This window comes from Actinoplanes sp. NBC_00393 (assembly GCF_036053395.1).
Taxonomy (GTDB): Bacteria; Actinomycetota; Actinomycetes; order Mycobacteriales; family Micromonosporaceae; genus Actinoplanes.
This window is the reverse complement of record NZ_CP107942.1, coordinates 3,198,560-3,225,061: the sequence shown is the minus strand read 5'-3', so window position 1 is coordinate 3,225,061 and position 26,502 is coordinate 3,198,560. Positions and strand designations below refer to the sequence as shown.

The 26,502-nt window shown below is 68.3% G+C and carries 33 protein-coding genes; 22 read left to right on the top strand and 11 right to left on the bottom strand.

Translation table 11 applies throughout. From position 1 onward, the window contains the following. Positions 1-219 precede the first annotated feature (219 nt). Complete coding sequence (locus tag OHA21_RS15175) at positions 220-1,104, top strand: IS5 family transposase (protein ID WP_328468905.1); 885 nt, start codon at positions 220-222, stop codon at positions 1,102-1,104. Between the two features lie 152 nt (positions 1,105-1,256). Here OHA21_RS15175 and OHA21_RS15170 read toward each other — a convergent pair whose 3' ends face one another. Further along, the gene (locus OHA21_RS15170; protein WP_328474437.1) at positions 1,257-1,637 is read right to left on the bottom strand and encodes an STAS domain-containing protein; all 381 of its coding nucleotides are present in this window, start codon (positions 1,635-1,637) and stop codon (positions 1,257-1,259) included. Positions 1,638-1,922: 285 nt separating this feature from the next. Between OHA21_RS15170 and OHA21_RS15165 the strand changes: the two genes are divergently transcribed. The 3 genes from OHA21_RS15165 to OHA21_RS15155 all read left to right on the top strand — a co-directional run bounded on the left by OHA21_RS15165 (position 1,923) and on the right by OHA21_RS15155 (position 5,409). Then, on the top strand, positions 1,923-2,303 hold the full coding sequence (locus tag OHA21_RS15165; protein WP_328474435.1) for an STAS domain-containing protein: 381 nt from the start codon (positions 1,923-1,925) through the stop codon (positions 2,301-2,303). A gap of 168 nt (positions 2,304-2,471) precedes the next feature. Then, positions 2,472-3,152 carry a hypothetical protein gene (locus OHA21_RS15160; RefSeq protein WP_328474433.1) on the top strand — a complete coding sequence of 227 codons (681 nt, stop codon included), beginning with the start codon at positions 2,472-2,474 and terminating at the stop codon, positions 3,150-3,152. A gap of 22 nt (positions 3,153-3,174) precedes the next feature. Continuing rightward, the gene (locus OHA21_RS15155) at positions 3,175-5,409 is read left to right on the top strand and encodes an MMPL family transporter (protein WP_328474431.1); all 2,235 of its coding nucleotides are present in this window, start codon (positions 3,175-3,177) and stop codon (positions 5,407-5,409) included. Between the two features lie 119 nt (positions 5,410-5,528). Here the strand turns inward: OHA21_RS15155 and OHA21_RS15150 are convergent, their stop codons facing one another. Continuing rightward, positions 5,529-7,295: a serine/threonine-protein kinase gene (locus OHA21_RS15150; protein WP_328474429.1), complete on the bottom strand. Its 1,767-nt coding sequence runs from the start codon at positions 7,293-7,295 to the stop codon at positions 5,529-5,531. A 242-nt stretch (positions 7,296-7,537) separates the two neighbouring features. Here OHA21_RS15150 and OHA21_RS15145 point away from each other — a divergent pair, with 242 nt between their 5' ends. Beyond that, the gene (locus OHA21_RS15145; protein ID WP_328474427.1) at positions 7,538-8,524 is read left to right on the top strand and encodes an STAS domain-containing protein; all 987 of its coding nucleotides are present in this window, start codon (positions 7,538-7,540) and stop codon (positions 8,522-8,524) included. Between the two features lie 101 nt (positions 8,525-8,625). Next, positions 8,626-9,009 (top strand): hypothetical protein, encoded by a 384-nt coding sequence (locus tag OHA21_RS15140; protein WP_328474425.1) that lies wholly within the window; start codon positions 8,626-8,628, stop codon positions 9,007-9,009. A gap of 210 nt (positions 9,010-9,219) precedes the next feature. Here the strand turns inward: OHA21_RS15140 and OHA21_RS15135 are convergent, their stop codons facing one another. Further along, positions 9,220-9,642 (bottom strand): PRC-barrel domain-containing protein, encoded by a 423-nt coding sequence (locus tag OHA21_RS15135; RefSeq protein ID WP_328474423.1) that lies wholly within the window; start codon positions 9,640-9,642, stop codon positions 9,220-9,222. A 227-nt stretch (positions 9,643-9,869) separates the two neighbouring features. Here OHA21_RS15135 and OHA21_RS15130 point away from each other — a divergent pair, with 227 nt between their 5' ends. Together OHA21_RS15130 and OHA21_RS15125 are read left to right on the top strand one after the other, a co-directional pair. Further along, on the top strand, positions 9,870-10,097 hold the full coding sequence (locus tag OHA21_RS15130; RefSeq protein ID WP_328474421.1) for a hypothetical protein: 228 nt from the start codon (positions 9,870-9,872) through the stop codon (positions 10,095-10,097). A 91-nt stretch (positions 10,098-10,188) separates the two neighbouring features. Beyond that, on the top strand, positions 10,189-10,668 hold the full coding sequence (locus OHA21_RS15125) for an STAS domain-containing protein (protein ID WP_328474419.1): 480 nt from the start codon (positions 10,189-10,191) through the stop codon (positions 10,666-10,668). 152 nt (positions 10,669-10,820) lie between these two features. Here the strand turns inward: OHA21_RS15125 and OHA21_RS15120 are convergent, their stop codons facing one another. Then, positions 10,821-11,114, bottom strand: coding sequence for a GlsB/YeaQ/YmgE family stress response membrane protein (locus OHA21_RS15120; RefSeq protein ID WP_328474417.1), 294 nt, complete (start codon positions 11,112-11,114; stop codon positions 10,821-10,823). A 241-nt stretch (positions 11,115-11,355) separates the two neighbouring features. Here OHA21_RS15120 and OHA21_RS15115 point away from each other — a divergent pair, with 241 nt between their 5' ends. The 4 genes from OHA21_RS15115 (at position 11,356) to OHA21_RS15100 (ending at position 13,820) form a co-directional block, all read left to right on the top strand. Next, positions 11,356-11,796 (top strand): SPW repeat protein, encoded by a 441-nt coding sequence (locus OHA21_RS15115; RefSeq protein ID WP_328474415.1) that lies wholly within the window; start codon positions 11,356-11,358, stop codon positions 11,794-11,796. A gap of 505 nt (positions 11,797-12,301) precedes the next feature. After that, positions 12,302-12,985, top strand: coding sequence for a response regulator transcription factor (locus tag OHA21_RS15110; RefSeq protein ID WP_328474413.1), 684 nt, complete (start codon positions 12,302-12,304; stop codon positions 12,983-12,985). A gap of 189 nt (positions 12,986-13,174) precedes the next feature. Next, entirely contained in the window at positions 13,175-13,453 is a 279-nt protein-coding gene (locus OHA21_RS15105; RefSeq protein WP_328474411.1) for a DUF3040 domain-containing protein, read from the top strand. A gap of 73 nt (positions 13,454-13,526) precedes the next feature. Continuing rightward, positions 13,527-13,820: a hypothetical protein gene (locus OHA21_RS15100; protein WP_328474409.1), complete on the top strand. Its 294-nt coding sequence runs from the start codon at positions 13,527-13,529 to the stop codon at positions 13,818-13,820. 89 nt (positions 13,821-13,909) lie between these two features. Here OHA21_RS15100 and OHA21_RS15095 read toward each other — a convergent pair whose 3' ends face one another. Then, entirely contained in the window at positions 13,910-14,467 is a 558-nt protein-coding gene (locus OHA21_RS15095; RefSeq protein WP_328479089.1) for a hypothetical protein, read from the bottom strand. On the opposite strand from OHA21_RS15095, the gene OHA21_RS15090 reads away from it, so the two are divergent. Genes OHA21_RS15090 through OHA21_RS15080 form a run of 3 tightly spaced genes read left to right on the top strand, consistent with a single transcriptional unit; the run spans position 14,375 to position 16,178 of the window. Next, entirely contained in the window at positions 14,375-14,704 is a 330-nt protein-coding gene (locus tag OHA21_RS15090; RefSeq protein WP_328478420.1) for a PRC-barrel domain-containing protein, read from the top strand. The genes OHA21_RS15095 and OHA21_RS15090 overlap by 93 nt on opposite strands. A gap of 16 nt (positions 14,705-14,720) precedes the next feature. Continuing rightward, positions 14,721-15,164 carry an SPW repeat domain-containing protein gene (locus OHA21_RS15085; protein ID WP_442875099.1) on the top strand — a complete coding sequence of 148 codons (444 nt, stop codon included), beginning with the start codon at positions 14,721-14,723 and terminating at the stop codon, positions 15,162-15,164. 54 nt (positions 15,165-15,218) lie between these two features. Continuing rightward, entirely contained in the window at positions 15,219-16,178 is a 960-nt protein-coding gene (locus OHA21_RS15080; RefSeq protein WP_328474405.1) for an alpha/beta fold hydrolase, read from the top strand. Between the two features lie 168 nt (positions 16,179-16,346). Here the strand turns inward: OHA21_RS15080 and OHA21_RS15075 are convergent, their stop codons facing one another. From OHA21_RS15075 to OHA21_RS15065, 3 genes are all read right to left on the bottom strand, one after another. Next, positions 16,347-17,441 carry an SPFH domain-containing protein gene (locus tag OHA21_RS15075; RefSeq protein WP_328474403.1) on the bottom strand — a complete coding sequence of 365 codons (1,095 nt, stop codon included), beginning with the start codon at positions 17,439-17,441 and terminating at the stop codon, positions 16,347-16,349. Between the two features lie 39 nt (positions 17,442-17,480). Beyond that, complete coding sequence (locus OHA21_RS15070; protein ID WP_328474401.1) at positions 17,481-17,936, bottom strand: NfeD family protein; 456 nt, start codon at positions 17,934-17,936, stop codon at positions 17,481-17,483. Positions 17,937-18,179: 243 nt separating this feature from the next. After that, complete coding sequence (locus OHA21_RS15065) at positions 18,180-18,518, bottom strand: GlsB/YeaQ/YmgE family stress response membrane protein (protein ID WP_328474399.1); 339 nt, start codon at positions 18,516-18,518, stop codon at positions 18,180-18,182. A 147-nt stretch (positions 18,519-18,665) separates the two neighbouring features. On the opposite strand from OHA21_RS15065, the gene OHA21_RS15060 reads away from it, so the two are divergent. From OHA21_RS15060 to OHA21_RS15030, 7 genes are all read left to right on the top strand, one after another. Further along, positions 18,666-18,812: a hypothetical protein gene (locus OHA21_RS15060; protein ID WP_328474397.1), complete on the top strand. Its 147-nt coding sequence runs from the start codon at positions 18,666-18,668 to the stop codon at positions 18,810-18,812. Beyond that, positions 18,809-18,991 carry a hypothetical protein gene (locus OHA21_RS15055; protein WP_328474395.1) on the top strand — a complete coding sequence of 61 codons (183 nt, stop codon included), beginning with the start codon at positions 18,809-18,811 and terminating at the stop codon, positions 18,989-18,991. Before OHA21_RS15060 ends, OHA21_RS15055 begins: the two co-directional genes overlap by 4 nt. After that, positions 18,988-20,331, top strand: coding sequence for a sensor histidine kinase (locus tag OHA21_RS15050; protein WP_328474393.1), 1,344 nt, complete (start codon positions 18,988-18,990; stop codon positions 20,329-20,331). The genes OHA21_RS15055 and OHA21_RS15050 overlap by 4 nt, the downstream gene beginning before the upstream one ends. Further along, entirely contained in the window at positions 20,328-20,897 is a 570-nt protein-coding gene (locus tag OHA21_RS15045) for a GerMN domain-containing protein (protein WP_328474391.1), read from the top strand. The genes OHA21_RS15050 and OHA21_RS15045 overlap by 4 nt, the downstream gene beginning before the upstream one ends. Before the next feature lie 403 nt (positions 20,898-21,300). After that, complete coding sequence (locus OHA21_RS15040) at positions 21,301-21,741, top strand: response regulator (RefSeq protein WP_328474389.1); 441 nt, start codon at positions 21,301-21,303, stop codon at positions 21,739-21,741. A gap of 172 nt (positions 21,742-21,913) precedes the next feature. Beyond that, a complete protein-coding gene (locus OHA21_RS15035) occupies positions 21,914-22,768 on the top strand; it encodes an IS5 family transposase (protein WP_328468234.1) in 855 nt (284 codons plus the stop codon). A 117-nt stretch (positions 22,769-22,885) separates the two neighbouring features. Beyond that, positions 22,886-23,452 (top strand): hypothetical protein, encoded by a 567-nt coding sequence (locus OHA21_RS15030; protein ID WP_328474387.1) that lies wholly within the window; start codon positions 22,886-22,888, stop codon positions 23,450-23,452. Positions 23,453-23,610: 158 nt separating this feature from the next. Here OHA21_RS15030 and OHA21_RS15025 read toward each other — a convergent pair whose 3' ends face one another. From OHA21_RS15025 to OHA21_RS15015, 3 genes are read right to left on the bottom strand one after another with little or no spacing between them, the layout of a single operon-like run. Then, positions 23,611-24,687 (bottom strand): PucR family transcriptional regulator, encoded by a 1,077-nt coding sequence (locus OHA21_RS15025; RefSeq protein WP_328474385.1) that lies wholly within the window; start codon positions 24,685-24,687, stop codon positions 23,611-23,613. Continuing rightward, complete coding sequence (locus OHA21_RS15020; protein ID WP_328474383.1) at positions 24,674-25,465, bottom strand: ABC transporter permease subunit; 792 nt, start codon at positions 25,463-25,465, stop codon at positions 24,674-24,676. Before OHA21_RS15020 ends, OHA21_RS15025 begins: the two co-directional genes overlap by 14 nt. Next, complete coding sequence (locus OHA21_RS15015; protein ID WP_328474381.1) at positions 25,440-26,369, bottom strand: ABC transporter ATP-binding protein; 930 nt, start codon at positions 26,367-26,369, stop codon at positions 25,440-25,442. The genes OHA21_RS15020 and OHA21_RS15015 overlap by 26 nt, the downstream gene beginning before the upstream one ends. Positions 26,370-26,502: the final 133 nt, after the last annotated feature.

The window sequence follows — 26,502 nt, the reverse complement described above, 5'->3', positions numbered from 1 at the left end:
CGAAGGCCGTGGTGGCTGGCCCCGGCAATCGGTGTGGCCTGCGCAATTCTCGGGTCCGTGGCCGCCCGGCTTGCCGGAGCCGAGGTTAGCCCGTGTTTCGTAAGGGCATCGATGTCACGGCGTGGCGGTGATCGATAACTGAAGAGGTCTCCGGTAGGTGGTTTAGCGACCAAGCAAAACCAGAGACCGACCGGAGACCTCGTGCCGAGCGTAGCGGCAGTGAGGCGCCATGACCTGACCGACTCGCAGTGGGCGGTGCTGCAGCCGCTGCTGCCTGTCGAAACAAGGCGCGGGCGACCACGCGTATGGGCCAGCAGGGACATCATCGACGGGATCCGCTGGCGGGTGCGGACCGGCTCGCCGTGGCGCGATGTCCCGCCGGTGTATCCGCCCTGGCAGACCTTGTACCGCTGGTTCAGGCGCTGGCAACGCGACGGCACCTGGACACAGCTGCTGGCCCGGCTGCAGTCGGTGGCCGACGCGGCCGGGAAGATCGACTGGACGGTGAGCGTCGATTCCACGATCAGCCGCGCCCATCAGCACGCCGCCGGTGCCCGCCGCGACGGGCAGGCGCAGAAGGAGCCGCCGGGTGGCGTGCAGACCGAGCCTGACGATCACGGGCTGGGCCGGTCCCGGGGCGGGTTCACCACCAAGACGCATCTGGCCTGCGAGCAGGGCCGTAAGACCCTCGCCATGGTGATCACCGCCGGGCAACGCGGGGACAGCCCGCAGTTCATCACCGTGCTGGAACGGATCAAGGTGTACCGGCTCGGCGGCGGCCGGCCACGGACCCGGCCCGACCTGGTGCTGGCCGACAAGGCATACACCAGCCGGGGCAACCGCGGGTACGCGCGCCGCCGCCGGATCCGGGTGTGCATCCCGAGCAAGGCCGACCAGGACGCGCACCGCAAAGCGAAGGGGTCCAAAGGCGGGCGGCCACCCTCCTTCGACCCGCAGGTGTACCGGCTGCGCCACGCGGTGGAATGCGGCATCAGCCAGCTCAAACAGCACCGGGCCATGGCCACCCGCTACGACAAACTCGCCGTCCGCTTCGAAGCCACCGTCACCATCGCCATCATCAACCAGTGGCTCCGCGCGTTATGAAACGCGGCCTAGTGGCGTGACGCGGGAATTCGTGGTGCAGCTGTGCTTCGCCGGCATAGGGGTGGCGGTGATGGCCATCCGCCTGCGGCGGCCTACTGGGCGCCGGGCTGTGCCCGCCGGCACTGACTTGCGTCCTGAATGAAGACGGTGACTCAACCATGCCTTCGAGAGCTGGCAACCACCAGCCGCCGGTTCGTCATGCCGGCCACCGGCCGCAGCTCGCGGATGTCCAGAACCGTGTCGGCCTTGGTTAGGTGCAGGACGCGCCGCACCGGGGGAGCAGGGTTGAGCAGCGTCAACCGGCCGCCATCGCGTCGCAGCCGGTAGTGGGCGCGCAAGAGGACTCCGATACCCGCGCCGTCGATGGAGGAACAGTCGGCGAGATCTATCAGCACGCGCCGGGGGCGGCTCGGCAACACGGCGTCGAGGACCGCCGCTGTCCTCGGCGCGGAAGCCAGGACGAGTTCGCCGGTGACGGCAAGCCGTGCGGACGACACGGTACAGCCGCGATCCGGATGGTCCTCAGCAATCATCGGATCCTCCTTACCGGCGTGGACGTCAGGCCCTTGTATCGTCGCCCGACGACTTCGCGGTCCGCCCGCGGCGGCATGACGGTTGCGTGACAACGGCTGCTCATCGCGGTTCGGTAGGGCGGCCGGCCGGCAGCAGCGGATCGTAGCGGCCGGGGAGACGCCTGGCCCGTTGTGGTGTCTTGCGGGGCGGTAACTGTCGGAATGTCATCCGAACGCCGGTCGACCGTCATGACGCCGGACGATCCTCGACGGGAGGAATCCAGGACGGCCGCTTCGGAGGAGACCATGAACAACACGGATCCCGGCAACGGATGGGTGGCAGTTCCGGCGCAGACGGCAGACACCGCGGTGGTGGAGCTGCACGGCGACATCGACATCACCACTGCCGAGGTGTTGGAGGACTGCGTCGTCGCCGGTGTTACCGGGGGCGCCGACGTGTCCGTCGACATGGCGGACGTCACGCTGATCGACGGTGCGTCGCTCAACGCACTGGTCCGCGCCGGCCGGATCGCCGATCGCTGCGGACGCACCATCCGTTTGGTGGCGCCGTCGCCGTTCGTGCGGCGTACCCTGGCTGCCGCGGGTCTCGGCAAGGAGTTTCCGGTGACCGGCGACCGCTGGCAGGCTCTCGGCGAGCTGGCACCCGAGCCCGACACCCTGGCGTGAAGCCGGGTTCGCGGTGCAATTGCAGCCGATGCGCTCATCGAGCGGAGTGGCGCCGCGACCGAACCGCCTCCGCAGTGTAATCGAAGCGTCACGCGACCGGGTCGGGTCTGTCGCCTCCGATGGGCAGGACACAAGCACACAGCTTGCTCGCTCTCGGAGGCGATCTCCATGACTGCTCGAATTCCTCTGACCCTCTGTCTGGGCATGGTGCTCGGCATGGCCGGCGCCGCTTGTGGTGACACCGGCGACCCCACCGGCGCGGCGTCGCCGCCCGCGCCCACCCCGTCGGCATCTGCAGCACCGACCGCGTCGGCGCAGTCCGCCGAGGTGGCGTGTGTGACCGGATCCTGGCGGGTCACCGGTGTCCGTGCCGCCGGACCTTTCGGCACCACCTCCGGCCGCGTGGCCGGCGGCACCGGTGCTGTCATGACTGTCAACGGCGACGGACTCACCGCAGTGGATTTCGCCGGCTCAGAACCGGTGACCTTCTCGGGAGCGCTCGGCGACATGGAACTGAGTGGACAGATCCAGTACGCCGGATCGCTGCGTGCTGCCGTCCGCTTCGAGCCGGCCACCGGCGATACGCCGGGAACCTGGCAGCCGCAGACCGGCACCGGCGAGAACAAGTTGCGGGCCACCGTGAAACTCAATGAGCCGTTCGACGTCACCCTGCTCGACGATGCCCGCGTCGGCGAACTGACCGGCACCGACCTACCCCAGACCGGCGACGCCCTGGACGTGCTGCCCATCCTGCGCGGTGGCACCTACCGTTGCACCGGCGACGCCCTGCAGGTGCAGACGCGCCAGAACGGTCCCACGATGACCTGGCTGTTCGACCGCACCCGCTGACGCCGATCGCCAGGGGACAACCGTGAGAACGCAGGTGATAGCGCCGGCCGGACGTCGGTCGCGCGGCCCGGCCGCGGCGTATGCGCGCGTCGTCGTCCGCTGCCGTTGGTTGATCGTGGGGGTCTGGCTGCTGCTGGCCGTGGTGGCTGCCGGCTTTCAGCCACCGAACCGGGGCAGTGGCGTGGAGGGCCTGATCTCGGTCGAGAACCCGGCGATCCAGACGGAGTTGGCGTCGTTCGCCCGATTCAAGTTCCCCCTGCTGAGCCGTGTCGCGGTGGTGCAGCACGACCCGGACGGCCTCACTCCGCTGACTCAGGCAGAGGCGGTAGCCCGCGCTGCCGCGGTCACCCAAGGGCAGTACGCCGACGCCGGCCCGATTCTCGGTGCGATCCCGCTGACGAACACGGCCGGGCTGTTCCCCGGCAGCCGCGAACGCGACACCACCATCCTGACTCTGCTGTTCATGCCACCGGACGTCGGTCTGGGCACGCAGATCGCCGCCGCGCATCGCTTCGTCGACAACCACTTCGGGCCGGAGGACCACGTGGTCGGCGTGACCGGTACGCTGCCGGCCCAGGTGGAACAGGGCCGTGTGGTGAGCCGGTCGGTGCACACCGCCGAGATCGCCACCCTGGCGGCAGTCCTGCTCATCGTCGCGGTCGCCTTCCGGTCCGCGGTGGCTCCGTTCGTCGCGCTGGTCACCGCCGGCACTGCCGCCCTCATTCTGCTGGACGTGGCAGGTGTCCTCGGCTGGATGCTGCACGTCGCGGTCCCGCCAGAGGTCGCGCCGCTGCTCATCGCGTTACTGCTGGGTGTCGTGACCGACTACGTGGTCTTCTATCTGTTCGCGATGCGGCGAGCCCTGGCGGATGGCCTTGATCGTCGCGGGGCGGCGGTACGGGCGACCGAGGACACCACGACCATCGTGACCGTGGCCGGCCTGACGGTGGCCGCCGGCACCGGTGTGCTGCTGGTCGCCCGGTTCCCGTTGTTCCACGCGTTCGGGCCGGGTATGGCGCTGGCCGTACTGGTCGGTCTCGTGGCTGCCACGACTCTGGTGCCGGCGCTCATGGCGATCCTGGGACCGTACCTCTTCTGGCCCGGCGGGCACCGGCCGCGCCTGAGCACGATGGAACGCGCGGCGCTGGCGCGCCGCGACCGCCGCACGCGCTGGTTGGTTCGGCCGCGCAACGCCGCAGTGGTCCTGTGCGTCGGCACCGTGCTGCTGGCCCTGGCAGCGGTGCCCGCCCGCAATCTCAGCCTCGGCCTGTCCTTCGTCGGTTCGCTGCCGGCGGACAGCGAGATACGCCAGGCGGCGAACGCTGCACGGGACGGCTTCGCCGAGGGCATCGTGTCACCCACCGTCGTGTTGGTGGAGGGACCGGGAGTGACACGTGAGCGTGACGCGCTCGCCCGTCTCCAAACGATGCTGGCCGCGCGGTCCGAGGTCGCCGGAGTCGTCGGGCCGGCTGACCAGCCGCTGCCGGACGAGCTCGGACTGGTGTTGTCGCGTGACGGTGCAGCTGCCCGCTTCCTGGTAATTCTGGACACTTCGCCGCTGGGCGCCTCGGGGATCTCAGCGGTGTCGGCGTTGCAGCAGGACCTGCCGGGCCTGCTCGCGCGCGCGGGACTATCCGGAGCGAGCGCCGGTGTCGGCGGAGACAGCGCCGTGGCCGCCGATGTCGTAGCGCGCACGACCGCTGATCTGAAACGGATCATCGTCGCCACACTCGTCGTCAACCTGCTGATGCTGATCCTGTTCCTGCGTGCGCTGCTCGCGCCCGTGCTGTTGCTGGCGCTCAATCTGCTCGGTCTGGCCGCGACTCTGGGGCTGAGCACCTGGCTGTTCGTCGACCTTCTCGGCGACGACGAGCTCACGTTCTACGTGCCCTTCGCGGCTGCGGTCCTGCTGGTCGCTCTCGGCTCCGACTACAACATCTTCACCGTCGGCCGGGTATGGGACGAGGCGCGCCGGCAGCCGATGCGGCAGGCGCTGATCATCGCGACGCCGGCGTCCTCGCGGGCGGTGACCACGGCGGCGGTGATTCTGGCGGTCAGCTTCGGTTTGCTGTTCCTGATTCCGCTGCAGCCGTTCCAGGAACTCGCGTTCACGATGGCGGTGGGGGTGCTGGTGGACGCCGTACTGATCAGGTCTCTGCTGATGCCCGCGTTGCTGGCGCTGCTGGGCCCGCTCAGCGGCTGGCCCAGCAAACGCCTGCGGTCCAGTTCCGGCCGGCCGCAGCAGGCGGCGGCATAGGCCCTGCCGACGTACCGGCAGTCACGCGCGGTGCAGAACGGCGGGCAGATCATCATCGTCGTCGGGAATGACGGAGCCGGGGGCCTGTTGGGCGGACGCCCCATCGGGACCGGTAATTTTCACGCCACCGTTTCCGGCGACCTTCCGGCTTGCGCCGATGCGTTCGTGACGGGCGCCGGACCAGTCGATCCCGGGCCCGTTGACGGGATGCTGCTAGGCCGGAGCTCCGAGCCGGTTGGTTGCGGCTCCGTCGGTTCGGGCCTGCTCGGTTGCGGCACTGGCGTGCTCGACGGCGATGACGTCGGGTCGTTGCTCGGCCTCGGCGCCACGCTCGCGGACGGTGAGGCCGGCGGTGGACTACTGGTGGGCGGTGCGGAGGCCGGCGCCTGAGTGCGCGGCGACGGCTCGGCGGTGCTGGCCGGTGCCGTAGGGCGTGTCGTGGGCCGTGCCCGCCGAGTGCGCGAACCATCCACCGTTGCCTGGACCGGCGTCCGCGAACCCCTCACCCGTGTCAACACCTGCGCACAGGTCACACCGTTGACGGCAAAGCCGGCCGGGAGATCGCTGGAGTCCGGGTCGTAGCGGCCGCGAAGTGACAGGGTCGTGGTCGCCCCCGGCAGCAACCGGCCTGCCTCGGCGACCCTCGCCCGTTCCCCGTCCTGTGACCAACGTCCCTGCGGTACACCGCCGGTCACCACCTGACCGTCGGGAACCCGGAAGGACAGCGTCCAATCGCGAAGCGCCTTCGGCCCGGTGTTGGTGACCGCGAGCCGTGCCGCGAACCTGCCGTCGGCGCCGCGGGTGCTGCTGTACGTCGCCCGGCATCGCACCGCGGCCGGTGCGGCGCTGGTCTCGGCCGGTTCGGCCTGTGCCGCCTGTTGCGACGACCCGATCTCCCGCGCCTGGCCTGCGAGCAACCCGGCCACCACGGCCACTGACAACACCGCCGCGAGCCGCGCGGTCCGCCGGGGCCAGTCGCTTCGTCCCGCCCGACGAGTGCTCGGCTGGGGACGCGTCGTTCCCGGCCGGACGGTCGCCACTGTCGTGCGGTGACGCTCCGGGACGGCGGCTGCGGCACGTTCTTCGGCGGCCGCGCGGAGGACGCCGGCGACCTCGCCTGCGCTCGGCCGGTCCGCCGGCTGGTGAGCCAGGCAGCGACGATAAATCTCCGACACGGCGGCGGGCAGTCCGGCCGGCACGACCAATTCGGGTACGCCGAGCCGGTTCCGGCCTGCCGGCGGCCTCGGACCGGTGAACGGCGTTCGCGCCGTCCGTCCGAGGAGACACTCGCGAAGCACCAGACCCAACGCGAAGACGTCGCCTTCGGGCAACGCCTGGCCGTCCCCCCATTGCTCCGGAGGCAGGTAGCCCGGCGTACCCCAAACCCGTCCGGCCGCGTCGGCGGCCTGGTGCCCGGTCCGCGCCGCGACACCGAAATCCACCACCTTGACGCCTGCCGGTGCCAGCATGATGTTGCTCGGTTTGATGTCGCGGTGCACCAGTCCTGCCTCGTGCGCGGCGGCCAGAGCGTCCGCCACCTCGGCGCAGATGCGCACAGCCTCCGGCCAGGACAGCGGCCCCTCCGCGAGGCGCCCGGCCAGAGTGGGACCGTCGACGTACTCCATCACCAGGAACGGCAGCCGGGTGCCGTTCTCCACCGTCTCCCCGTAGTCGTAGACGCCGGCGATGTGGGGATGACAGAGCCTCGCGGAGTGCAGGGCCTCCTGACGCATCTGCTCGGGAGCGGCTTCCGCAGCCAGTTCACGAGACATCACCTTGACCGCCACCGTGCGGCGCAGCACCCGGTCGTGGGCCCGCCAAACCTCGGCCATCCCGCCCCGGCCCACCTGATCCTCCAGGACGTACCGGCCGCTGAGGCATCGCATCAGTCACCTCCCGGGTATTGAACCCTCGCCATGTCGCCGGGGCCGTACGGCCCCGTAGCCGATCTGGAGCACCGTCCGCCCTACCCGGCGAATTCGCAGGCAAACGGAGGTGGCTGCCGGGCGGCGAGGTGTCACGCAACTGTCACGACAGGTGCTCTCACCTGGAGGCGTTCAGACGATGTTGCTGCAAAGGCTGACACAAGGAACAGGACGCAGTAGCTCCGGCACCAAGTTCGTTTGGCATGGGTTCGTTGGCAAGCAGGTCGGAGGGACTACGCGGGAAACATCCGGTCCCAGCCTCCGCCGATCGCGCAGGCCAGCGTGGTGGGCGGGATAGGCGCGGTGACCGCCGAACGAGCCGGGTGCGGCGGAGTGGCCGTTGCCGGGACCCGTACTCGTCGCTGATCCACCCCCGGATGACGAGCCGTAGGTCCGGGGTTGTCGCCGAAAACCGCCGCGATACGCCTGGTGAGCCGATGCCGACGCGAATCCGCGCCGGTGCCGATGTGTCGTTCGCATGGCATTTGTGCCGGTCCCATGGCATAACGCGCCGACCCAGTTTGTGCTCGGTGCCGCTGGATACGCATCACGACGTCGCGGGTCCGGCCGTGCCCCCCGTGGGCCGGACCCGCGGCCCGTTCGACCCCTTGATACGCCGAGTTGCGGGGGCTCAGGCGATCGTCACTGAAGCTTCATGGCTCTGGGCCGCAAGTGCCATCGCCGCGGACGAATATGAGACACGACAGCGAAATCGGAGGTGTGACATGGGTGCGGCCATGCTGGACGCCGCCACGGCGCATTGGTCGGTATGCAGCGCCTTTCCCGCGGGTCCCACGGTGGTGCGGATACACGGTGACGTGGACGCCGAAGTGGCGCCGGCACTGCAGACGTGCCTGGTCGGCGGACTCGAACGGGGCGCTGACGTACTCGTCGATCTGACCGGGGTCTCACTGATCGACGGCGCCTGCCAGGGCGTGCTGGTTCGCGCCCACTGCCGGGCCCGCTCCCTCGGGCTGCTGCTCGCGCTCGCCGCACCGTCACCATCGGTGCAGCGAACCCTCGCCGCGACACGGGTCGACCGGACGCTGCACATCGTCCCCTGTGTTGATCAAACTACGGCCGACCTGCGCCGGCACGCCCTGGAACATGTCTGGCCCGAGCGACTGCGCCGGCGTACCCGTGACGCGCAGCCGCCAAGCCGGCTGCGTCGCCGGGGAGCCAGAGCCTGAGCGGTCGCGACGCGCAGCGGTCACCGGTTCTGAAGTTCTTTCTCTCAGCCGATTGCCGGCTTTCGTCCGCCGGCGCCAAGCCGTTCGCCGAAGGATCCATCATGGAAAGCACACCGCACCGTTGCACCCGTGGCCGGACCGTCCTTTCGACCGCCCTGACCTTCCTGCTGGGTGTGACGGCCGGCGTCAGTATCAGACCGATTGCGGCACCTGAGCGGGCGAGCGACGCCCGGGCACGGCCGGCCGCCGTCGTACCGCAGGTCGACCGGACGGTCGACGTCATTCCGGCGAGCTGCCGCTCCGGCCTGGATCGGGCGCAGCGCGCGGCAACGACCCTCGAAGCTGCCGCACAGGCAGTGGGCGAGCTCGAGTCGGCCCGCCTGCAGCAGGCGCTGAACCGCCTGCAGCAGGCACAACGGCAACTCGACGCGTTGGCTGTGAAGTGCCGGGCGGAAATGCGCGACCGTGCGGTCGTGCTTCCCTGATACCGCAGTCGGCGACGGGCGGATAGCTGTTGTGAGTGTTCTGACCCGACCGCCCCGCCCACTTGATGCGGCTGCACATCGAACGACCGCTGGCGAAGGCGACTGCCCGCCGTCGAGCCAGGCGACCGGAGCGCTCTCCGGCCCGCCGTCGACGCGCGTAGGGCAGCGGCGATCGGTGAGGGCCGCCGCCTGCCCGCTGCGCCGGATACGTCAGTGCCGGTCGGCCGGATCCTCCGGAGCGACGTTGCCGCTACGCCGGACCGGCGTATACCCGTAGTGGCGATACAACTCTTCATACAGTTCGTCGGCGTTGACGAGGTCCGGGTCGTAGTGCGGCGCCCCGGTGACGTGCTCGCGTGACTGGCCGACGTGTACCACGTCGTCGATGGCTGTGACCGCGTCCACCGGGATGAACGACGGGGTACCACCTATGCCCAGGATTCCGCCGTGCTCGAGTCGCAGCATCCGGACCTTACGCTCGGTGGCGTCGATGAGCAGGTCGTCGACCTTGCCCAGGTCTTCGCCGTCATTGTCGACGACCTTGCTGCCTCGGATGTCCTCGTCCGGGTTGGCCAGCATGTGCTCGCTGTCGCTGAGCCGGATCAGTGTGGCGGCGTTGTTCTCCACTGCCATGTCGGATCTCCCATCGTCAGGTAGAGGGCGCAGGCTTCGGCAGATCGGCTACCACTGGCGATGCGGCTTGAACCACCGGGACATGCATTTCTTCGACAAGGACCCGCAACAGCCGCTGCGTTCGCGTGACAGGGTCATGTCAGTCCCGCGTCGATCAGAGCGTTCTCGATCAGCGGTGTCGGTGTTGTGTGAACCTGAGCCGGTATCGATCTACCGGAGGAACGGCGATGACGACGTCCGTAACAGAAGCAGGCTGGGACGGCTGTCTCGGCTGCACAGCTGTCGTCGGAGCAGGCGCCGCAGTCGCCGGCGCGATCTACTCGATCGGTTGGCTGATCCTGATCGGCGGGTTCGCGATGCTGGTCGCCGCGCTCGCGGCGCCCTCAGGGGAGCGCGACTCTTCTTCATCCTGCGACAGCGAATCCAAAATCCGGTTCGCGGCCGCCGATGAGTGATGTCAAGAAACTGTCATACGGCTGCCGGAATGCTGCCATGTCTCTGAGCAACCCTTTGTCGACACGATGAAGGGAAGGCCGGGGAATGTCGATGCCGGAAGCGAAGTTGGCAGAAGTAACCACCATCGTCCCGCGGCCCGCCGACGACGACTTCCGCCAGGTCCGACCGATCCGCGTAGAAGTCCACGACAGTGTGGCCTTTGTGGCGGTTCATGGTGCTATCCAAACCACGACCGCTTCCACTCTCCGGGACATCCTGACGTGGGCGGTGGGGAATCACAGCGGTGTCGTCGTCGATCTGTCCGCAGCCGAGACCATTGACCGGCACGGACTCAGCGTGCTCATCCAGGCCCAGGACGTCGCCCATGCCCAAGCGGTCGGGCTCTGCTTCGCCGAGCCGTCGAAGGCTTTCCGGACCGCATTGCGGGCATTGCAAGCCGACGCCATGTTCGTGATGTTCGAACGCTGCTCTGACGGCTTCGCGTCGGTACGTGATCGAACTTCGCAGCCGGACCGCCGATCGGCCATTCCGTCTGCACGTCTGCCATTCGCCGCCGCAGTCCTCCTATGAGGCGTGTCCGCTCGGGGGCCGGCAACGGAAAGCCCCGCACAGACGCCCGGATGGTTCACGACCGTATCCGGGCCGGGTACTCCTGGAACTTGTAGGCGGCGCCTCACAGGCGTCACAGAACAGCGGTCCATGCGTCGAAGCCCGCGTACAGGTCACCGCACTGTGCCGTCGTTGTCGCGGGAAGCGGGTTGCCGGTCCGCCGTGGCAGCGACCAGGCTGATGGAGAGCGCGGCGAAGACCACCTGCATGACGATGTCGCCTGGGCTGACGCCGGCGACGTCGCTGTTGACGATGTGTGCCGTGATCGTAGCGAGCAACGCGGCACCCACGGCTGCGGTCATCGGAACCCAGAAGGGAATCCGGCGGCCACCTGGCATGATGAGTTGGCCGAGCGCGCCGATGCCGATGCCGACGGCAACTGCCACCACCAGATGCATGACAGTCATCGGTAACCTCCTGGAACGAGAAGCGTAGCGTCCGCCGGGCACATCTCAGTGTGTGCGACTCGCTTGGCGGAAGTTCTCCCGCGCCATGACGTTTTCGTGACGACAAGGCGGCGGATGACCTCATGAGCCGCTGCGACCCCCGGCATGCGGTTCGCCGGATAGAATGGCATTGCAGTGCGGCTGAGGCGCATTTCGCAAGCGCAATCGTCACGATGATGGAGTGAGCCGAAAGGACACTGCCATGCAGCTTCACGTCCAATTTCCCTTTGCTCGCCGCCTCCTCAGCGAGGTGGTTCACACGCCGAGCGAGCTGACGGTTCTGGCCGGAACCTGGCTGATCATGGCGCCGCTGATTCTGGACCACGGCAGCGCCGACATCGCGTTCATCGGCTGGAACGACGTCGTCGTCGGACTGGCGATCGTCACTCTCGCTTTCTTGCGAGTGGTCATGCCCGACGACACCGCGCCGCTCAGCCTGGTCAACATGGGTCTCGGCGGATGGTTGATCGTTGCGCCGTTCGTCCGTGGTTATCACACCGCGCCGCTGGCGACTGTCAACGACATCGTCGTCGGCATCGCCGTGGTCGTGCTGGCACGGGCGAGCTGGAAAGCCGCACGCCGGCAGCGGCTCAGCGATGAAGTGTCCCTGCACGGCGGAACAGGTCACGGTTCTCGAGAGTGAACAGCAGACACGATACGAACAGGTGAACCGTCTTCGACCAGGCCTCGGGCCGAAGGAAACCGGACCGCCGGCCTGCACAGCCTCGGCCCCTACAAAGGTGGCTCATTGACCGCACGGCGGGGGCGGCGCCCGAACCGGTGCGCCACCGCCCGCAGTGCGTATTAAGACCTCCTCATGGTCTCACGGAGAAATATTGTGCATGGATGTGGCGGTTCCGGCCCTGTTGTATGACAACCGCATGACAACTTCGTATCTGCCGAATGGGCGGCGAGCATCGTGATGATCCCGGCCGAACGAACAGTGCGAGCGCTCGGCGTAGCCAGCGACGATGACAACACCGGAAGCGTCGAAAACTTCTCCCGGAAAATCGCAACGAAAAGGTTATAGAATCGACAGACTGCGATCGGCGATCCTGCTGACGGTGACCTGATGACAGTTCCATGACAAATTGCGAAGGTGCCGATGTGATTCGGCTGGAGCGGCCGCTACGGGGCATCATTCGGTTATGAGCACCGTGCTACTGATCGAGGACGATGACCGCATCCGCGTGTCCCTGACCATGGCCTTGGAGGACGAGGGCTACACGGCCCACGCCGTGGCCACCGCCGAGGAAGGGCTGGCCCTGCAGCGTGAGAAGCCGGCCGACACGGTGCTGATCGACCTGATGTTGCCAGGCATGGACGGCTACGAGTGCATCCGGCGGATACGCCGTGACGAGGACGTGCCGATCGTGGTGGTCAGCGCCCGCGACGACACCCATGACATCGTGGCCGCCCTGGAAGCGGGCGCGGACGACTACGTCGTCAAGCCGGTAGCGGTCAAAGAACTGGCGGCGCGGCTGCGCGCGCTGCGCCGCCGCAGCCGCGCCGCTGCGCCATCCGGGCCGGAGACCTCCGTGCTGACCTTCGGCGAGTTGGAGGTACGCCCTGAAGCCGGCGAAATACGTCTGCGCGGCGAGCCCGTCGCGGTGACCCGTACCGAGTTCCGGCTGCTCTGCGAGCTGGCCGACCATCCCGGCCTGGTGCTGTCGCGGCACCAACTGCTGCAACGCGTATGGGGGCACGAGTTCGGCGACGAGCGTGTGGTCGATGTGCACGTGGGCCGCCTCCGGCACAAGATCGAAACGGACACGGCGAAACCCCGGCACCTGGTGACGGTGCGCGGCCTGGGCTACAAGTTGCAACCGTGAAGGTGATCGGCTCGCGAGCCCGATCGGGCGCTGCCTTAGCGATCGGGGCGTTGATGCCACACGATCATCGCGCTTGGTGTGAAGGGGCAACCCCGGTGGAATGTCACGGGAGTGTCATGAACGCAGGGGCGGCGATGCCGCAGGATCGGGGTATCACGCCATACGGAAGGTTCATACACCGATAGGGCGGTGAAAGATTTGTCGACCAAAGACACACGCCGAGAGTTCGACGAGATTGTCGGACGTCTCGCCGCCGAGGAGCCGTCCCTGGCTCGCCCGGTTCGGATGATTCCGCGACATGTGGTGTTGATGGTGTTGGCGACCGCCGGTGCGCTGGTCTGGGCCGGCCTGTCGGTTCTCATGGTGGTATGGGGTGCGCCAGGCGTGCTCCTCGCCGCGGTGACGGTAGCGGTTGTTGCCGGGCTCGCCATCCATCGCGGCAGGCGGCAGGAGAGCGCTGAGCGCTGAGCGCCCGGCAGTGTCATCGATCCGTCATCGCGCTGAGGATGTTTCGGGTCACCGGTGCGCCAGTGTCGGATGCATGGGCAACGGCATGAACGTCCGCCGGCCGGCTACCCGATCCATGCGGCGCCTCTGGCCGGTGATTCTCCTGGCGGCACTTTTCATTCTCGTCGCTGCGATGACCGAGCGGCGGGGATCGGACGCGGGTGCGGTGCTCGTGGGGATGGATGGCGGGCTCGTGGTGGCGTACGCGATCGGCCGGCTGCGGACCCGCACCCGTAGCCGGCCGCAGCGCGCCGTCATACGCTCCGATCGCGTGCCCGGCAGGCACGAGCGCCGACCGTGGCAAGCACCGCGCTCGCTACGGGTCTGACCAACACGACTTCGACCGGTTCCCTGCCGAGCAGTCGCCGCCGGCCCCGACAGGTCCCGCCGAAATTGTCCTTCAGCTCGCCGCGGTGATCACCCCGGGGACGTACGGCTCTGGTCGGGTACGCCGTCGGCCTCGGTGAAATGCTGCTGCTCCGCGTGGTTCGTCCTGCTCGCTGACCACGCCGAAGGCGGGTGACCGGGTCGGCCGGCGATGATGCCGATCGTCGCCGAGTCGGCCGGCGTCGTGCCGAGGCCGCCGGCTCCGGCGAGCGAGACATCGGCCTCGAAGAAGAAGCCGTCCGTGTCCGGTGGCCCCATCAGACTGCTCCGCCGGCCGAGCCGCCGACAGCTTGTCATCAAATCGACCAGCTTTTGTGCGGTCGCCGCCGACATCACCTCGTAGGTTCCCGAACGAACGCCCACCACGTCAGGCCCCGTACCGTTCGGTGCGGAGAGGGGATACTCACCGTGGCCGTAGAATCCTGGGCCCTCGCCCCGTTGAATGACGACGGGCACACGCTCAGCGACCCGGCTGAGGATCTCCGTGGCCGTCGGGTGCGGGATCGCGACGGTAGAGAGATCGGTGAGGTCGGCGACCTGCTGATCGACCGGAGACAGCGCAGAGTGCGCCTGCTTCGCGTCGACCACGGTGGACTGCTCGGGATACTCACGACGCCCGTCTTCGTGCCAGTGGAAACCATCGAGCGAGTGAGCGGCGACGCCGTCGACATCGGCCGCTCCTGGTTCCAGGTTGCCGCCGCACCGCAGTGCCACCTCGCCGGGCCCGACGCGGACATGCAGCTTGCCGACCTGTACGCCTATTACGCTCACCCGCCGTTCTGGCTGTCCGGCCGCCTCACGCCGCCCCGCGGCTTCCTCCGCTGACCGCCGGAGTCACCAGGTGCGATCGAAGCTTCTCCAGGGCATCCGGCACGTGGCACGACCGGCCGCGTCTCCCGTTGTCGACCGGCGTTCGTCTCGTCAAGGCTCCCTCGGCCGCCGCCCGGCGGTGGTCGCCGCTTGCCTGGTCATCGCGGCTGGACTCTGGCTCATGATCACAGCGTCTCGGTGGGACCGGGGTGCCGTCGGCGGCTTCGGTGCCGCATGGAACGACGTGGTAGTGGGAGCGGCGCTGTTCGTTCTCGCGTCGTTCCAGGTCCTCCTGCGATGGCGGACGAGCATGCTCGGTCTGGTCGCCATCCTGCTCGGCTTCTGGCTGATCGCGGCACCTGTCCTGCTCGGTTACGGCGGCGGTACCGGCACCCCGGCCGCGACATGGAACAGCTTCGTCGTCGGCGCGGTCGTTGCGGTTCTCGCGACATTCACTGTGCCCGAAGCAGGTTGATTCATCGAGCAGCAGCGGGCAGGCGGCGTTGTCGACCGGCCGTAGCCTGGGGGAGTGCAGTACACCGACTGGGGTGAACGTGCCGCTCGCTGGTCCGGAATTCGCAGCGGGACTGTCGATGTGCACGGCACGGCGGTGCACTACCTGGCAACTGATCGGACGCGGAGGATGGAAGCGCCGGTTCACCTGCTTGTCGCCAACCCCGCCAACAGCGCCTCGAACTGGCTCGACGTACTCGCGGAACTGCGACCACATGCGTACGCGATCGCGGTGGACCTGCCCGGCACGCTCGCCGGCCACACGGCGCTGCCGAACCGGCGTGCGGCGGGCATCGAAACGAACGCGCTGTTCCTGCGTGATTTCGCTGACGCGCTCCAGCTGGACCGGATAGTGGTGCACGGTTGGTCGGCCGGCGGGTTGGTCGCGTTGCTGTTCGCCGACCGGGAACCGGAGCGGGTCGCCGGACTCGTGTTGGTGGTGCCGGCACTTCCTCCGCCGCTGAGCGACGGCGAGGCGCGCATGTGGCAGAGCTTCGGCAGGGCCGGGTTGGCCCTTGCCGCACCTGTCGCTCGTACGCTGCTTCGCGTGTCGGGGCGGCGCCTGCTCGCTGCGAAGCTGCGGATGCTGGACGATCCCGCGGCGTCAGCGGACGGCAAGCGGAATGCGGGCGGTGACCTGAGGAGAATGTCGCCGGAGATCGCCAGGCTCATGCGGGACGAGATGTCGGCGGTCGAGCCGGCGCGCTTGGGAAACGCGGTCACGGTGTACGCCTCGCTGATGTCGCTGATGTTCGTCCGGCGGCGACGCGTGTTGGAGGCGATGCGCCGCGTCGCCTCGCCGACTTTGCTTGTCTGCTGCGATGAGGATCGCCTCGCTCCCCGCGCGTCGATCGATGACTGGACGGCGCAGCGGCCCGACTGGAAATTGGTGGTCCTTCAGGGCGTGGGGCATGCCCCGCCCTTCGAGGTCCCCACCGAATACGTTCGTGCAGTCATCGATTGGGGCGGGCAATGAGTTCGCGACCGGCAGGCCCGTCGCTTGCCTGCGGGCGGATGCTCCGCAGGCAAGCGACGGACAGTGGCTCGGATGATGAACGTCAAACCCGCGGCGGCGGACCCATGGGCTCGTTGCCGTGCCGGGCGGCCGCAAGATCCAGCGAGGCCTGGCGATGGGGTTTTCCCGTCAGGACCTGTCCTGGTCTCCGGCGTACAGCGCCTGTACCGCATCCGGCGTCGGCAGGCCACCCGATTGACCGTTCGCCGTGCCGGAGACTTCGGCCTCGGCAGCTTGGACCTCCGCGTTGATCTTCTGCGCCTCGGCGGCGGCCGCCTGTGCCGCCGCGGCGGCCTCGCGCTCGACGGCCTGGGAGTCCACTGCGACGGCCGGGGCGTCGTCGGCCATGCCGGCCAGGCCGCCCAGCGCACCACCGAGACCCTCCAACGCCTTCGTCAACTCGGTCGGGACGATCCACACCTTGTTGGCCGAGCCCTCGGCGATCTGCGGTAGTGCCTGGAGGTACTGATAGGCGAGTACCTTCTGGCTCGGGTTGGCGCTGTGGATCGCGTCGAAAACCGTGCGGATGGCTTTGGCCTGGCCCTCGGCCTGCAGGATCCGGGACTGCCGGTCACCGTCGGCCCGCAGGACCGCCGCCTGTTTCTCACCCTCGGCGGTGAGGATCGCGGCCTGCTTGTGGCCCTCGGCGTTCAGGATCGCGGCCCGCCGGTCGCGTTCGGCGCGCATCTGCTTCTCCATCGAGTCGCGGATGCTGGGTGGCGGCTCGATAGCCTTGATCTCGACCCGGGTGACCTTGATACCCCATCGGCCGGTGGTCTCGTCGAGGACGCTGGACAGGTGCCGGTTGATCTCCTCACGGCTGGTCAGCGCGCGCTCCAGGTCGAGCGAGCCGATCACGTTCCGCAGCGTGGTGACGGTGAGCTGCTCGATCGCCTGCAGGAAGTTCGAGATCTCATAGGTGGCCCGCACCGGATCGATAGCGCGGAAGTAGAGCACCGTGTCGATCGAGACCACCAGGTTGTCCGAGGTGATCACCGGCTGAGGCGGAAACGAGACGACCTGCTCACGCATGTCGACCTTCGACCGGACCGCGTCGACGAACGGCACGAGCAGATTCAGACCCGGGCTGAGCGTCTTCTTGTAGCGGCCGAGCCGTTCGACCACGTCCATACGTTGCTGAGGAACGATGCGGACGGCTTTCACCAGAGTGACGACGGCGAGTAGGACGACTGCAGCAACAATGATGCTGAGTACGGCGTCCATATGTGTGAACCACCTTCAATCATATTTGACTGGCACTAATCAATTCGGCAGATCGGTTGCGCCGGTCAGGTCGTCACGCCAGACGACGACGGCACCGTGGCTCATGTCGACAATTCTGACCTGCTCGCCGGGAGAGTAGGCGCCGAATCCTTCGAGGGCGCGCGCTTGCCAGAGCTCGCCGTCGATGCGCACCAGGCCGTTTCCGGTGTCCACCTGCTCCACGACGACTGCGACGGCACCCGACATCGTCTCCGTGCCCATTTCCACGACATTCTTCCTGGCCAGCTGTCGGCGCAAGGCGGGGCGAACAGCGGCCAGCGTCAGCGCCGACACCGCGACGAACACACCGGCCTGGACCGGCACGGGCGCGCCGAGTCCGGCCGCAGCGGCCGCAGCGAGCGCGCCCGCCGAGAACATGAGCAGGAAAAGGGTCGTCGTGAAAATCTCCGCGACGGCGAGCACCACCGCGGCAATAATCCACAACAAGACTTCCATGAATCAATAGTGGCACGATCCTTCGGCTTCGACTACCGAAGCCTTCCGCCGAGAAAATGAGCCTGCCCGCGGGGATCGTCATGGAATTGTCATTGTTCTGTCGGCTATTCCACATGGCGGTCTGACCCCAGCAAGGGCGGAGAATTTCACCTCGGTCAGTACGGACCTGCCCGGCCGCCGTTCTATCTCAGGCATCGTCGGCGGAGCCCGGGTCGCGGCGCGCCGGAACGCTCCGTAAGGCAATCACCCTGCTCGTCGCGACCGCCGGCCGCCTGCAGACCCGGAGCCGTTCTCGCCTGCGTGCTCCCGCGGTGCGCCGGCGGGCGCAGGGCCACCGGTCACGGCTACCAGTGCGACAACGGCGACGGCGGACAGTACCTGCACGATGATCTCGGCTGGGGTGAGATCCGGCCGTGAAGCGTTCGCCATGCGGGCGATGACGGTCGCCAGGACGGCGGCGGCGACGGCGGCCGCGGGAGGTAGCCACAGCGGCACCGACCGTCCACGGCAAGTCAGAATGTGTCCGGCGACGCCGACGACGATGCCAACGGTCACGGCGATGATGAGGCTGTGCGCCGTCATGGCGAATCCCCCAGCTCTGGATCGACAACATCAGATTGCCCTCGTCGCTCTGCACATCGCTCCCAGGTCCGTGACAGTTTCGTGACGAAACCTGTCGTGGCAGGTTCGGCTCGGTCGAAGAGATCGCCGCGGGGCATCATGCGGTGTATGAACACCGAGTTGCTCATCGAGGACGACGACCGGATCGGCCCGTCGCTCGCCATGGCCCTGGAGGAGGAGGGCTGCACGGCCCGCGCCGTACCCCAACGCCAGCCGATGGACGTGCCCCCGTCTGCCCGATGCCGCCGGTCATGAGTGGCTATGGATGCAATCGGCGGCTGCGCCGCGAGGACGACGTGCCGATCGTCGTTGTCAGGGCCCGCGACGACACGCATGACGTCGTGAGGCGGCTGCGTAACCAGATCGAGGCGGAATCGGGAAACCCGCGCCATCCGGTCACGGTGCGCGGCCTGGGCGCTAAGTTGCAGCCGTGAGGCCGATCGGACTGCGGACCAGGGTGAGTGCGGCCTTCGCCCTCGGTGCGCTGCTCCTGTCGGTCTGTATCAGCCTGGTCTCGTACGAGTCGACCCGCCGGACCCTGTTCGCCGAGCGGGAACGCACTGCCGTGCGAGCCACCTACTACGACGCCGCGGTGGTCAACGCGGGAATCGCCGGGCCGGCGCCGGACGTGCTGGAGGTGCTCCGTTCGCTCGATACCGGCTCGGACCGCTACGTGTTGCTGTACCTCGACGGCCAGTGGCATTCCCGCAACGCGGACCTCGCCGCCGACACCGCGGTTCCGCCGCTGCTGCAGACGATGATCGCGGGCGGGCAGGCGGCTGCGCAACGCGTTCACCGCGACGGTCGGCCGGTCCTCATCGTGGGTATACCGCTGGCTGGTTCGGCCGCCTTCTACGAGATCATTTCGCTGGGCGAGCTGGAACGTACGCTGCAGACCCTCGCCCTCGTGCTGACCACGACAGCGATCATGGTCGCAGCCGGCGGAGCCGCCGTCGGCTGGTATGTGACGCGGCATGCGCTACGGCCGCTGTCGGCGGTAGCAAGCGCCGCCCGCGGTATCGCCGAGGGCGATCTGACGACCCGGCTCGACCCGGCCACCGAACCGGACCTGGCCCCGTTGTCGGTGGCGTTCAACGACATGGCCGATCAGCTCGCCCGGCGGCTGGAACGGGATCGCCGGTTCGCCGCCGACGTCAGCCACGAACTGCGCTCGCCGCTGCAGACCCTGGCAGCTGCAGCCAGCGTGATCGAAAAACGCCGCGACGGCCTCGACGGACGCGCGTCGACCGCGATCGGACTGCTCACCGCTGAGGTCGGCCGCTTCCAGACGCTGGTGAACGACCTGCTGGAACTGGCCCGTAGCGATCAGCCGGTCCGTCCCGAGCCGGTGGACATGACCGAACTCGCCCGGCAGGTCTGCCGGTCACGCGGCCTGCCGGCCGACCTGGTCGAGGCCGACCCGGACGCACCGCACACCTGGCTGGTCGAGCGCCGCCGGATGCGACAGGCACTGGGCAACCTCGTCGACAATGCCGTCCGCTACGGCGGTGGCCCGACCGCTGTCCGCGTCGGCGCCGGCTTCCTGGAGGTCGACGACGCCGGACCGGGCGTCGCCGAGAAGGACCGGGTCAGCATCTTCGATCGCTTCGTGCGCGGCCCGGCCGCCAACGCCCGCGGCGCCGGAGACGGCACCGGCCTCGGCCTGGCCATCGTGGCCGAACACGCCGCCGCCCACGGCGGAGGCGCCTCCGTCGGCGAACGCCCGGGCGGCGGCGCCCGATTCCGCATCGACCTACCCGGAAGCAGAACATGATCACCGTACGCGGCCTCGCCGCCCTGATCACGATCAGTCTCCTGTTCACCGGCTGCGGAGTGCCTGCACAGGACGAGCCGCACCCGGTCACGCTGCCGCGCCGCCCCCTCACCGCCACCTCGGCGCCCGCCACCACCGAACCGCTGGGAGAGGTCGCCCAGGTGTTGTGCCTGGTCCGCGACAGCCGGCTCGTGCAAGCCGTCCGGCGCGTCGACGCGGTGCCCGCGCCGCAGCAACAACTCGATCAACTGGTCGCCGGTCCTACGCCGAACGAGCAGGCGCAGGGGATGTCCACCGCCCTTGCGGCTACCGAACTGACCGTCAACCTGCCGATCGGATCATCTACGGCGGAGGTGGGAATCAGCGAAACCGACGACAGTGCGGCACGCACCGACGCAGTGCTCGCCTACGGGCAGATCGTGTGCACGCTGACGTCACGCGCCGACATCGCCACCGTTTCCTTCCGGCGCGACGGCGAACCCCTGCGGGTTCCGAGGGGGGACGGCATCCTGACCGGGGAGGCGTTGCGGGCCGGCGATTACCGTTCCCTCATCGGACCGGCCTGACAGCGGGCTGCGATGCCTGTGATTGCCGGCCTCCATATCGCGTGTGGTGGGGATGGGCGTTGTTCACTTCGTTTCCGCGCCGGCCCGGCGTCCCGCCCAGCCGGCCGCAGAGACCGAACACGGCGATGAGTGACACGGGGCGATCGCCTGAAGGGGGCCGCGGCGCCGCTTCAGCCCAACTCGTCATAAAACTGTCACGACTTCGCGTACCAGTTGACGGACTCGGCGTTCAGGATCGCCGCGGTGGATACGTGTTGAGCAGGTGAACGTCACTGAGGCGCAGGACGGTCCCGGAACCGGGCGCGCGCCGCCCGCGGTGCTACTACCGATGGCGCGATCACAGCCCAGCCGGCGCACGATTTCGGCCCCCCGCTCACTTCGCGGATCATTGAAAGGAGCCTAGGTGGCTGACGCTGCGACCCCGGTCGAATTTCTGATCGTGCAAGCCGATGCTGCGGACAGCCGTGTGACCCGCGAAGCGTTCGAATATTACGAATTTCGCAACGGCGCACATATCACCGAGAACGCCGACGTCGCATTGACCACCCTGATGCGCGCAGCCTCCTCGACTGGCTCTCCGGCGGCATGGCTGGTGATGCTGGATCTCGATCTGCCCGATGCCGGCGGTCGCGACCTGCTTCGACGATTACGCGCTGACCCCAGAACTGCTGAAGTCCCGGTGATTCTGCTGGTGAGGTCCTCCGCACAGGAGCGCCTCCTTCGGGCCGAAGACCTGCCAGTGCAGGGGTACGCCCGTAAGCCGGCTGATTTCGACGCGGTGGCCTGTGCCGTCCGTTGCATCGACTCGCTGAGCGTGGCCGCGTGGCGGGGGACGGGTTTATGAAACAAACCTGAGCACCACCCCTGTGCCGGTAACGGAGCGGCTCGGATGAATGTCACTTAGGGCGACCGGCAGTAGGCATCCACGATCCGGACAACTGGGCACCCCGAGATAGCAAACAGGCACGGGATGTTGATCATCAGAGTTCTCTACGCTCAGCGATCGACGGAGTCCCGTGCCTGCGCTGCCATCATCGTTGCTCGAACCGATCTTCGTCCAGTTCGCCGCGCTGTGTCCCGAGCGACCCGGCTTCGACCCGGCGCATCCCCTCGGATGTCACCGCCGGGCAATCCCGAACCGGGTCGTGTTCGAACTGGTCATTGCCGCCCTCGTTCACGGATCGGGTTACGAACGGGTGGCCACCGCGCAGTGCTCGGATCGCACGATCCGCCGGCGCCTGCACCGGTGGGCGCAGGCCGGGCTGGGCGAGCAACTCCACGAACTGGCCCTGGACGCCTATGACCGGATGATCGGCCTGGACCTGGCGGACGTCAGCGCCGACGGCGCGATCACCAAGGCGCCGTGCGGCGGCGACCGGGCCGGACGGTCCCCGGTCGACCGCGGCAAAGGCGGCATGAAACGCTCGACCGGCGTCGACGGCTACGGCATCCCGCTCGGCCTCGTCGGCGCCCCGGCCAACCGGCACGACTCGCCGCTGCTGCGCGACACCTTCGAACAGTGCAGCACCCAGCTGCGCCATCACTGGCCCGAGCAGGTCACCGCGCACCTCGACCGCGGCTACGACAGTAAACGCACCCGCGAGCTACTCGACGAGATCGGCTTCGATGCCGAGATCGCCCGCAAGGGCGTGCCCGCCCCGATCCAGATCGGAAAGCGCTGGGTGGTCGAGCGGACGAACTCGTGGATGAACGGCTTCGGCAAGATCCGCCGCTGCACCGACCGCAACGCCCAGATCATCGACTTCTACCTGTACCTGGCCGCCGCCATCGTCACGATCCGTCAACTCATCCAACGAGCACGGACCCTCTACCGATGGGAAACCCGGCCCACCACCCGCCGACTCAAGTGAGACACCTATTGCCGGTCGCTCTTACGTGACGATTGCCCGCCAGTCGATGCGCCGGCGTGCTTGCCGGGTAGGTGGCCGCGGGAGGGCCCAAGGGCGAGGTCCCGCAAGGAGGACGTCATGAGGACCGAGAGTGGCAGGCAGAACCGCAACGACACGTCGTCGGCGACGGAATTCGGCTCCCCGGATCCCGATGCCCGTGTCGGCGTGGCCCGGCGGCTCATCGCCGCCGCCGAGGATCAGGCCGCCGCGCAACGAGCGAGGAACTATCTGGTGCAGGCCGGCATTGCGACTGAACGCGTGACCATCGTCGGGCGCAACTTCTCCGCCGCACAGCCCGCCGGCGCACGCACCACCGCGCAAGCCGCGGCGCGCGGTGCCCTGCCGGGTGCTGTGGTCGGCGCCCTGGTCGGCGCAGCACTGCGGGGGAGTGACCTCGTCACCTCCGAAATGCCCCTGGGCTGGCTCACGGTTACGGCCGCGGTGTGCGGCGTGGTGGTGGGGGCCATCATCGCCGTGCTCAGCTATGGGCTGCTGGCCGGCCGTCGAGCGGCTCAACTGCAGGGGCTCACCCACATCGGCCGTTTCGATCTGCTGGTGGACGCCGAGGTCGCCGATGAGGCGGCACGCCTACTGCACGAGGCCACTGTGCCGATCGGACAGCGTGGCGCCGGCGGTCCGGTGTAAGCGTACGGATCAGCATTGATCCGCGTCCGCCGCAATGCCGGAGCCACTCGCGACCGGCTCGAAGCAGGTGGCGTGCCAGGTTTCGCAGAACGGGGGAGCCGTCGGTGTGGTCATCGCGCGCCTCCTGCTTCCGGGCGGACCGGCGGACCGCGGACACGTCACACCGGCGGCCAGCCGAGAAGTCGGGCGCCGAGCACGGCGGCATGCAGGGTGAACCGCTGGGTCGACTCACCGGGGTGGTAGCCGGTGAGGTCGCGGATACGGTCGAGACGGTAGGTGACGGCACGAACCGACAGGTGCATGTCACGGGCAGTCGCTGTGTAATTGCCCTGGTTGTCGAAGAGCACACCGAGGGTGTCGAGGTAGGGACGAGCACCTCCGCGAGCGGCGGTCAACGGCCCGAGGACCGTGCTGACCAGGTCGTTGATCGCGTCGCGGTCACGCAGCAGGACGGGGAAGACGAGCAGGTCGGCGGCGTTGAGCAGCGGGGCGGTGAAGCCGAGTTTGGCGGCGTGCTCGAGGGCGTTGTGCGCCTCTTCCAACGAGGCGGCCAACCCGTGCAGACCTTGAAGGGTGCGGCCAACAGCTACCTGCCAGCGGCCGGCGCCGAGTTCGTTCAAGAGCAGGTGGGCGAATTCGGCATCGATGCCGCGCAGCCCGCCGGCGCTGATGCAGACCAGCTCCCCGTTACGCAGCGTCGTGACCGTGTTGCCTTCGCCGAACCGGGCGGCCAGGGCGGCATCGACCCGATGAGCGATCTCAGCGTTGAGCCCATCGGCGCGGCCGACCAGAACGGTGTGGGTGGCGGAAAGGCGGATGCCGTACCGGCCGGCACGTTCGGCCAGCCGTCCGGGGTCGGCTCGCCCGGTGAGCAGGTCGTTGATGAAGGCGGTGCGTTCGTCGTCGTGACGGTCGAGTTCGGCACGAGCCTGACGGGCATAGCCGTCGAGAACAGCGTCGAGCATGCGCTGGGTGACGCCGATGAGGGCCGCCGCGTTGGCGTGCACCTGCGCCGCGGTCGCCGTTGCATCACCACCGTGCCAGTGCGCTGCGGCCGCGGCGAGCACGCCACCGACGATCTGCCGGAGCTGCAGACCGGAGTCGGCGGCGCAGGCTCCCAGCAGCTGTGCCGCCCGGAGCCGATCGCCGGCAGAGAGCGAGTCCTCGAAGAGCGACGCCCAGTCCGGGCCGGGCGGTAGTGCCGCGCGGCTGCTGCGCGGGTCAGACACCGACATCGCGGCGGTCGAAGAGGATCACGCCGGCAACGGTGGTGACGGCGCCGACGGCGACAAGCAGCAGCAGGTGGCCCGGGTGCCAACCGGTGTGAAGCGGATCGGTGCCGATGAAGTAGTGGAACGGCGACAGCCAGCGCAGCCAATCCACTGCGTCGGACATGTCGCTGAAGGCATTGGCCATGTATGTGGCGACTCCGATCGCCCCGGTGACCGCCAGGACGCTGGCGCGCCGGCCGGTCACCGCGCCGGTCAGGAACGCGATGCCGCCGAAGCACCAGGTCAGCAGAATCAAGCCGACGGAGGCGGCGGCGACGTTGGCCATCGGGATGTCCATGTCGATGGCAGGTACGAGGATCATCAGCAGAATGCCGGGCAGCGCGGCGACACCGGTGGCGGCCGCACCGGCGGCGGCCAGTCGTTGCCGGGCGAAGCGGGTGCGGGAGACCGGCACGGTCAGCAGCAGTTCCATGCCGCCGTCCTCCTCCGGACGGGGAATGGTCCGTGCGATGAGAGTGACGGCGCACAACAGCACCAGCACCGGACCGAGAAAGCCGAAGATGCTGGCCTGCAGATAACCGGCCGGAGAGACCATTTCCGCCACTCCGAGGAAGTCCAGCATGCCCTGCGGCAGAGCGTCCTGCTTCAACTCGGCGGCGCTCTTGAACTGGGGGTAGAACCCGGCGTAGATCAGCGTGAACGCGGTGACGCCGACGGCCCAGCCGAGCACGGCCCGGCGGTCGTCACGCCAGCTCTTACGCACCAGTGGCGGTCGCAGCATCGCCGGCTCCTTCGGAGTGGTAGTAGAACGACAGGAAGGTCTCCTCCAAGTCGGGTTCGGCCGAGAGCAGGTCCACCACCTCGTGCCGCGCCGCCGTCTTGATCAGGGCATCGAGGCGGCCATCCACGGTGCACTTGAGTACCGGCCCCGAAACAGTCACGTCCGTGACCCCGGCCAGGACGCGGAACTCCGCAGCCTCGACGGGGTCTGCGAAATGGATCTCGATCGTGCGTACGGCGCGCCGGCCCAGCGACTCGACCCGTTCCACCGCCGCCAGGCGCCCGTCGCGCACGATGGCGACCCGGTCGGCGACCTCCTGCACCTCGGCGAGAACGTGCGAGGACATGAAGACGGTCTGCCCGGCAGCGCGGGCTTCCCGGACCATGGCCAGAAACTCCTGCTGCATGAGCGGGTCCAGGCCGCTGGTGGGCTCGTCCAGCACCAGCAGGGCCGGCTGATGCATGAACGCCTGCACCAGACCGACCTTCTGCTTGTTGCCCTTGCTCATGGCCCGCACCGGCCGGGACAGATCCAGCTCGAGACGCTCGGCCAGGCTGGTCACCTGCGACCATGCCACCCCGCCGCGGGCCTCGCCGAAGAACCGCAACAGGTCGGCGGCCCGCTCACGACCGGGAAAGACGAGCTCGCCGGGCAGATAGCCGATGCGGCGGTGCAGTGCCGCCTTGTTACGGCGCGGATCCAGGCCAAGCACGGTGGCGTGCCCACGCGTCGGGCGCAGGAAATCCAGCAACAGCCGGATGGTGGTCGTCTTGCCGGCGCCGTTGGGGCCGAGAAAGCCCAGCACCTCTCCGACGCGAACCTCGAGATCGAGGCCTTCGATGCCGCGGTGAGTGCCGTAGAACTTGGTCAAGTCCTCGGCGAGCACGGCCATGTCAGCGGTCATGCCCATATCCTGGCCACCTGCCCATCGTCATTCCAGATCGGCATCCGGCCGACATCAGACCCGCTCGTTTCCGGAACCCGGCAAGCAGCCGAAGCTCGCTGGAACCGGCACGAAGCGGTCCAGCTCGGCGCAG